Origin of the sequence: Streptomyces prasinopilosus, assembly GCF_001419695.1 — a bacterium.
GTDB lineage: Bacteria > Actinomycetota > Actinomycetes > Streptomycetales > Streptomycetaceae > Streptomyces > Streptomyces prasinopilosus.
Genome location: NZ_LIRG01000399.1, coordinates 1 through 6,269, shown reverse-complemented (window position 1 = coordinate 6,269; position 6,269 = coordinate 1). Strand labels below are relative to the sequence as shown.

General features: G+C 73.8%; 8 protein-coding genes. 6 read left to right on the top strand and 2 right to left on the bottom strand.

Annotated elements, in window-relative coordinates; translation table 11 throughout:
• The 3 genes from AOK18_RS17490 to AOK18_RS17480 all read left to right on the top strand — a co-directional run.
• Positions 1 to 1,019 (top strand): IucA/IucC family protein (locus AOK18_RS17490; RefSeq protein WP_276205359.1); only part of this gene is annotated, 1,019 nt, incomplete at its 5' end.
• Between the two features lie 58 nt (positions 1,020 to 1,077).
• Entirely contained in the window at positions 1,078 to 2,352 is a 1,275-nt protein-coding gene (locus tag AOK18_RS17485; RefSeq protein ID WP_055694986.1) for a VWA domain-containing protein, read from the top strand.
• Positions 2,352 to 3,179 (top strand): hypothetical protein, encoded by an 828-nt coding sequence (locus AOK18_RS17480; protein WP_055694985.1) that lies wholly within the window; start codon positions 2,352 to 2,354, stop codon positions 3,177 to 3,179. The genes AOK18_RS17485 and AOK18_RS17480 overlap by 1 nt, the downstream gene beginning before the upstream one ends.
• A 160-nt stretch (positions 3,180 to 3,339) precedes the next feature.
• On the opposite strand, the gene AOK18_RS17475 is transcribed toward AOK18_RS17480, so the two are convergent.
• Positions 3,340 to 3,981, bottom strand: a complete 642-nt coding sequence (locus AOK18_RS17475; protein ID WP_055694984.1) for a winged helix-turn-helix transcriptional regulator — start codon at positions 3,979 to 3,981, stop codon at positions 3,340 to 3,342.
• 89 nt (positions 3,982 to 4,070) lie between these two features.
• Between AOK18_RS17475 and AOK18_RS17470 the strand changes: the two genes are divergently transcribed.
• Together AOK18_RS17470 and AOK18_RS17465 are read left to right on the top strand one after the other, a co-directional pair.
• Complete coding sequence (locus AOK18_RS17470) at positions 4,071 to 5,279, top strand: pyridoxal phosphate-dependent aminotransferase (protein WP_055574882.1); 1,209 nt, start codon at positions 4,071 to 4,073, stop codon at positions 5,277 to 5,279.
• A 44-nt stretch (positions 5,280 to 5,323) separates the two neighbouring features.
• A complete protein-coding gene (locus AOK18_RS17465; RefSeq protein WP_055694983.1) occupies positions 5,324 to 5,650 on the top strand; it encodes a hypothetical protein in 327 nt (108 codons plus the stop codon).
• Positions 5,651 to 5,816: 166 nt separating this feature from the next.
• On the opposite strand, the gene AOK18_RS31005 is transcribed toward AOK18_RS17465, so the two are convergent.
• On the bottom strand, positions 5,817 to 6,086 hold the full coding sequence (locus AOK18_RS31005; RefSeq protein WP_240503217.1) for an MmyB family transcriptional regulator: 270 nt from the start codon (positions 6,084 to 6,086) through the stop codon (positions 5,817 to 5,819).
• Between AOK18_RS31005 and AOK18_RS17460 the strand changes: the two genes are divergently transcribed.
• Positions 5,976 to 6,269: MmyB family transcriptional regulator (locus tag AOK18_RS17460; protein ID WP_478078843.1), on the top strand; the 294-nt coding region annotated here is incomplete at its 3' end. The genes AOK18_RS31005 and AOK18_RS17460 overlap by 111 nt on opposite strands.

The following is a 6,269-nucleotide window of genomic DNA, read 5'->3' as shown; positions in this document are numbered from 1 at the left end:
CCCGGCCGGGTTTCTCGGTGGCCGACCAGTTGGCGTACGGGCCCGAGCACCGGCCCGTCGTGGAGTTGGGGCTGATTCCGGTGCCGGCCGGGGACTGCCTGGTGGCGGGGGTCTGGCCGGAGTGGCTGCGGGACGGGGAGCGGCTGGTGATCCCGGTGCATCCCTGGCAGGCGGCGCACGTCCTCGAGCGGGAGCCGGCGGGGCGGCTGGCGGCCCATCCGCTGATGGCGCTGCGGACGCTCGCGCTGCCCGGCGGGCCGCACGTGAAGACGGCGCTGAGCGCGCGGCTGACGTCGTCGGTGCGGGACATCTCGCTCGGTTCGGTCGCCGCGTCCGCGGTGCTGTCGGAGTTCGGGGAGTCGATGGCGGCCCGGACCGGAGGGCTGCTGCACATCACCCGCACCCTGGGCGCCGCGGCGGCCGGTTCGGCCGATCTGGCGGCCGTGGTGCGCGAGTCGCCGCGGGAGTACGCGGCGGCCGGGGAGCGGGTGGTGCCGGTGGCGGCCCTGGCGGCGACCCGGCTGCCCCGCTCCCCCGCCTGGGCGGCCCGGTTCGCGCGGCTCGCCCTGACGGTGGGTTTGCGCCTGCTCGACATGGGTGTGGCGTTGGAGGCGCACGGCCAGAACCTCCTGGTCGTGCTGTCGGCGGACGGGGAGCCGGTGCGGCTCGTCTACCGTGATCTGGCCGACCTGCGGATCAGCCCGGCGCGGCTCGCCCGCCACGGCGTCCCCGTGCCCGGGGTGCCCGCCCGCATGGTGACGGACGACGAACGGATGCTGCGGCGCAAGGTGTTCGGATCGCTGGTGGCGGGCGCGCTGGCCGGTACGACGGGTTCCGGCCCGGCGCTGCGGGCCGCGCTGGAGAGCGCCGTACGGGACCTGCCGCGCACCCCGGACCTGGCGGCGCTGTGCGGTGAGCCGCTGCCCGCGAAGGCGCTGACGCTGATGCGGCTCTCGCCGCGGGCCGCCGGGGACGAATGGGCGGAACTTCCCAATCCCCTTCAAGACGAGGGCCCGTAGGGCCGGAGCCGGAGCCCCGCCTTTGGAGCGGGGCGCCCCCGGTCCATAGGATCCGGCGATGATCAGAAGAAAATGGCCGGCAGCGGGCGTCGGTGTCCTGCTCGCCGCCCTGACGGCGGGACTCGCCCTCCCGTCCGCGGCGGTCGCCGGTGAACCCACGGGCCGGGACGCCCCCCAGGTCGACCTCGTCCTCGACGTGAGCGGCTCGATGCGGACCCGGGACATCGACGGGCAGTCCCGGATGGCCGCGGCGAAGCAGGCGTTCAACGAGGTGCTGGACGCGACGCCGGAGGAGGTCGAGCTGGGCATACGCACCCTCGGCGCCGACTACCCCGGCGACGACAGGAAGGAGGGCTGCAAGGACACCGCGCAGCTCTATCCGGTCGGCCCGCTGGACCGCACGGAGGCCAAGACGGCGGTGGCCACGCTGAGCCCCACCGGCTGGACCCCGATCGGCCCCGCGCTGCTGGAGGCGGCCGGCGACTTCGGGGACGGCGACGGTTCCAAGCGGATCGTCCTGATCAGCGACGGCGAGGACACCTGCGCCCCGCTCGACCCGTGCGAGGTGGCCCGGGAGATAGCGGCCAGGGGCATCGGCCTGACCATCGACACCCTGGGCCTGGTGCCGAACGCCAAGCTGAGCCGGCAGCTCAGCTGCATCGCCGAGGCGACCGGGGGCACCTACACGTCGGTCGAGCACCAGGACGAACTGGCCGAGCGCGTCAACGAGCTGGTGGACCGTGCGGCCGAACCGGTGGTGACGCCGGTCGCGGCCGAGGGTGCCGCGTCCTGCGCGAAGGCGCCGACGCTGGAATCCGGTCTCTACACGGACCGCGAGGAGTTCGGGCAGCAGCGCTGGTACCGGGTGGACGTGCTGCCGGGCCAGGAACTGCGCGCCTCGGTGAGCGTGGCGGCGGACCGGGCGGTGAACCCGGACCACGGCGTGCTGCTGCGGGCCGTCACGGTGCACGACCGGGAGATCGTCCGCGGCGAGGCCGCGGGCACCGGCCGTACGGACGTCCTGTCCACCGGCCTGCGCTATCCGAAGCCCGAACGGGACGACGACGACGGTGACAAGCCGGCCGCCGAGACGGTGTGCCTGGCGGTGACCCACTCGTTCTCGCCGGGTGCCGGGGTGAAGACCACGCCCGGCCTGCCGCTGGAACTGACCATCGACGTCGTCGAGGGCCCGGACGGGTCGAGCGACGTGGCCTCCTTCGGCCTGGGCCGGGGCTGGTGGCTGCTCGGCACGCTGGTTCTCGCCGGCTTCCTCGCCGGTCTCGTCTGGGGCTGGCTGTCACGCTGGCGGTTCGCGGTCTGGAGGACCAGCTGATGCGCATCACCCGCTTGCTGAGCGCGGCCCTGCTGGCGTTCGGACTGTCCGCGGCCGCCGTCGCCCCCGCCGCGGCCGACTCCACCCCCTCCCCCGGCGCGTCGTCCGAGGAGGGCGCCGGACCGACCCGCGCGGGCACCTCGTTCCGCACCGCGACGGAGTTCGAGCAGGGGCAGACCGCCACGGCGCGGGCGTCCGTCGGCGACTACCTGTACTGGTCGTTCCCGGCGAGTACGGGGCAGCGTCCCACCGTCGAGGCGTCGGTGAAGCTGCCGAAGACGCACGCCGCCGAGACCTGGCGGCTCGACGTGTACGACGGTCTGCGCCGCCGCCAGGCCTGCCAGTACGGCGCCCAGACCCGCACCGCGGCGGCCGACGCGGCCTCCGTGGAGCTGAAGTGCGTGCTGCGCACGGTCCGCGCCTGGGCCGAGCCGTGGGCCGACGACCCGCTGCCGGGCACGTACTACGTCCGGCTCACGGCGGTGAACCTCACGGCGGGCGACCTGGGCCGGTCGGTGGACATCGAAGTCCGCGCCGGTTCCGAGGAGATGGGCGGTGCGGCGGCGGTCGACGGCTCGCTCTCGGAGCCCCTGGTACCGGGTGTCGCGCTGCGGAACGCCGCGGACGGCCAGGACGGCGACGGTGACGACTCGCCGACCGCCGTCCTGGCCGACCTCGAACCCGAGGACGGCTGGACCTCGGGCTGGTGGTCCAGCCGTTGGGTGTGGACCGCGGTGGGCGGTGCGCTGGCCGCACTGGCCGGGGTCGCCGGCTACCGGCTGACGCGGGGGACGGGACGGCCGTCCCGGGTGCCGCCGGGCGCGTGACACCCGGCGGGACGTCCGGGAGGACGCCCCGCACGTGACGTCCCGTCAGGAGGCCCGCCCCGTGCGGGCCTCCTCCCGTTCACGGCCGCGCCCTTCCCTTCACGGCCGTGCTCTCCCGTTCACGGCCGCGCCTCCCCTGCGCGGTCGTGCGCGTCTCCCCTCACGCCTCCCGCAGCGCCTTGGCGAGCGCGCCGTCGCCGCTCACCGCGACCCGCCCGTCGCGCACCGCGGCGGCGACGGTCACCTCCCCGTGGCCGATCGCCGTGCAGGTGCCGGTGTCGAGGACCAGCGTGGCGTCGGGTTCGCCGGGGGCGGGCCCGTCACCGTAGACCGGGCCGTCCCCCGCGCCGACGTACAGGTGGAACAGCCCTTCCTCCAGCCTGACTTCGACCAGGCCGCCCTCCCCCGCGCCCACGGCGTCCAGGGCGCGCAGCAGGGGCAGCGCGAACCAGTGCGCCCGCACCGCGTCGGTGGGCCGCCGCTCCCCCAGCGCCGCCTGCCCCCACGCGCCGAGCGCCTGCAGTACGGGCAGCAACGCGCGGCCCCGGCCGGTGAGTTCGTACACGTAGGCCGCGCCGGGCGGGGGCAGCCTGCGCCGGGTGGCCAGCCCCTCGCGTTCCATGTCCTTCAGCCGTGAGGCCAGCACGTCCGTGCTGACGCCGGGGAGGTCCGCGTGCAGGTCGGTGTAGCGCCGCGGGCCGGCGAGGAGCTCGCGGACGATCAGCAGGGTCCAGCGGTCGCCGACGGCGTCGAGCGCCCGGGCGGCGGAACAGTACTGGTCGTAGCTTCGGCGAGGTGACATGCGACGCAGTGTAGACAAGTTGTTGGACTTTCCAAGCGACCACTTGGTAAAACCAAGCAACACGAGATCGGCGTGAGGGGAAGCGGTCCATGGAGTTCCGGCAGTCGAGCAAGCTCAGCGAGGTCTGTTACGAGATCCGCGGCCCGGTCATCGAGCACGCGAACGCGCTGGAGGAGGCGGGGCACAGCGTGCTGCGCCTGAACACCGGCAATCCGGCCCTGTTCGGCTTCGAGGCGCCGGAGGAGATCATCCAGGACATGATCAGGATGCTCCCGCAGGCGCACGGCTACACCGACTCGCGGGGCGTCCTCTCCGCCCGCCGCGCGGTGGCCCAGCGCTACCAGACCCTGGGCGTGGAGGTCGACGTCGACGACGTCTTCCTCGGCAACGGCGTCTCCGAACTGGTGTCGATGGCCGTCACGGCACTGCTGGAGGACGGCGACGAGGTCCTGATCCCCGCACCCGACTTCCCCCTCTGGACGGCGGTGACCACCCTCGCGGGCGGCAAGGCGGTCCACTACCTGTGCGACGAGCGGGCCGACTGGTACCCGGACCTGGACGACATGGCGTCGAAGATCACGGACCGCACGAAGGCCGTGGTCATCATCAACCCCAACAACCCGACCGGCGCGGTCTATCCGAAGGAGATCGTCGAGGGCATCCTCGACCTGGCCCGCCGGCACGGCCTGATGGTCCTGGCCGACGAGATCTACGACCAGATCCTCTACGACGACGCCGTGCACCACTCGGCCGCCGCGCTCGCCCCCGACCTGGTCGTCCTCACCTTCTGCGGGCTGTCGAAGACGTACCGCGTGGCGGGCTTCCGCTCCGGCTGGCTGGTGGTCACGGGCCCGAAGCAGCACGCGAAGAACTACCTGGAGGGCCTGACCATGCTGGCCTCCATGCGCCTGTGCGCCAACGCGCCCGCCCAGTACGCCATCCAGGCCGCGCTCGGCGGCCGCCAGTCCATCCGCGAGCTGACCGCCCCCGGCGGCCGCCTGCACGAGCAGCGGGAGGTGGCCTGGCGGATGCTCAACGACATCCCCGGCGTGAGCTGCGTCAAGCCCCAGGGCGCCCTGTACGCGTTCCCGCGCATCGATCCGGCGGTCCACAAGATCCACGACGACGAGCGGTTCGTCCTCGACCTTCTCCTGCGGGAGAAGATCCAGGTGGTCCAGGGCACCGGCTTCAACTGGCCCTCCTCCGACCACTTCCGCATCCTGACCCTCCCCCACGCGGACGTCCTGGAGACGGCGATCGGCCGCATCGGGCGCTTCCTGAGCGGCTACCGGCAGTAGGGCACGCGGGAACCGCCGACGGAACGACCGCGTCGGATCAAGGCATGAGGGACGAGAGACGAGGCTGTGCGGGCATCCTCCTGGCGGCCTCGGGCGCCGTGGTCGCGGTGCTCACCTGGGCGCCGCGGGCTCGGGTCAGCGTCGACGGCGGGTTCGAGGGCACGCACCGGGACCTGAGCGTCCTCTACGTCGACCTCCCGCTCATCGCCGCCGGCGGCGCGCTCGTCCCGCTCGCCGCCTGGCTGCTCGCCCTGCGTGCGCTGCGCCGCCCCTGGCTCGCGGCCGTGATCGCGGCGGGCGCCCTCGCCCTCGGGGTCTGGGGCCTGCTCAGCTGGTGGACGCCCTACCAGCGGCCCGAGTTCATGGGTTAGGCCCCTGCCGAGGGCGCGGGAGGACGCGGTCCCGACGGCGGTGCGGACGCCGCGTCGGCCCGCCGGCCCGCAGCGCGGCGCAATACGGGTGCAGCGCGGCGCAATACGGGTGCAGCCCGGTGGAGTACGGGTGCGGCCGGGTCGCGAGGCGCTCGCCGGGTCCGCCTCATCCGGGTCCCTCGCCGCTGCCGCAGGCCTGTTGCAGCACCGCCAGTGCTGTGGAGGAGGCGGATTCGGGCTCCGTCGTGAAGGTGACGAGGGACTGGTGCGGTTCCTGCGGGACGTGGAACGTCTGCTGCGTGACGGTCAGGTCCCCGACGACCGGATGGGCCAGGTCGTAGACGTCGCGGCCGCAGGGCTCGACGGTGTGTCCGGCCCACAGCGCGGCGAACTGGCGATCCGCAGCCCCGAGTTCGCCGCGCTGTGGGCCGGACACACCGTCGAGCCCTGCGGCCGCGACGTCTACGACCTGGCCCATCCGGTCGTCGGGGACCTGACCGTCACGCAGCAGACGTTCCACGTCCCGCAGGAACCGCACCAGTCCCTCGTCACCTTCACGACGGAGCCCGAATCCGCCTCCTCCACAGCACTGGCGGTGCTGCAACAGGCCTGCGGCAGC

Coding starts and splice junctions, on each gene's coding strand:
- AOK18_RS17470 (WP_055574882.1), top strand. CDS start 4,071: ATGGAGTTCCGGCAGTCGAGCAAGCTCAGCGAGGTCTGTTACGAGATC.
- AOK18_RS17475 (WP_055694984.1), bottom strand. CDS start 3,981: ATGTCACCTCGCCGAAGCTACGACCAGTACTGTTCCGCCGCCCGGGCG.
- AOK18_RS17485 (WP_055694986.1), top strand. CDS start 1,078: ATGATCAGAAGAAAATGGCCGGCAGCGGGCGTCGGTGTCCTGCTCGCC.
- AOK18_RS17480 (WP_055694985.1), top strand. CDS start 2,352: ATGCGCATCACCCGCTTGCTGAGCGCGGCCCTGCTGGCGTTCGGACTG.
- AOK18_RS17465 (WP_055694983.1), top strand. CDS start 5,324: ATGAGGGACGAGAGACGAGGCTGTGCGGGCATCCTCCTGGCGGCCTCG.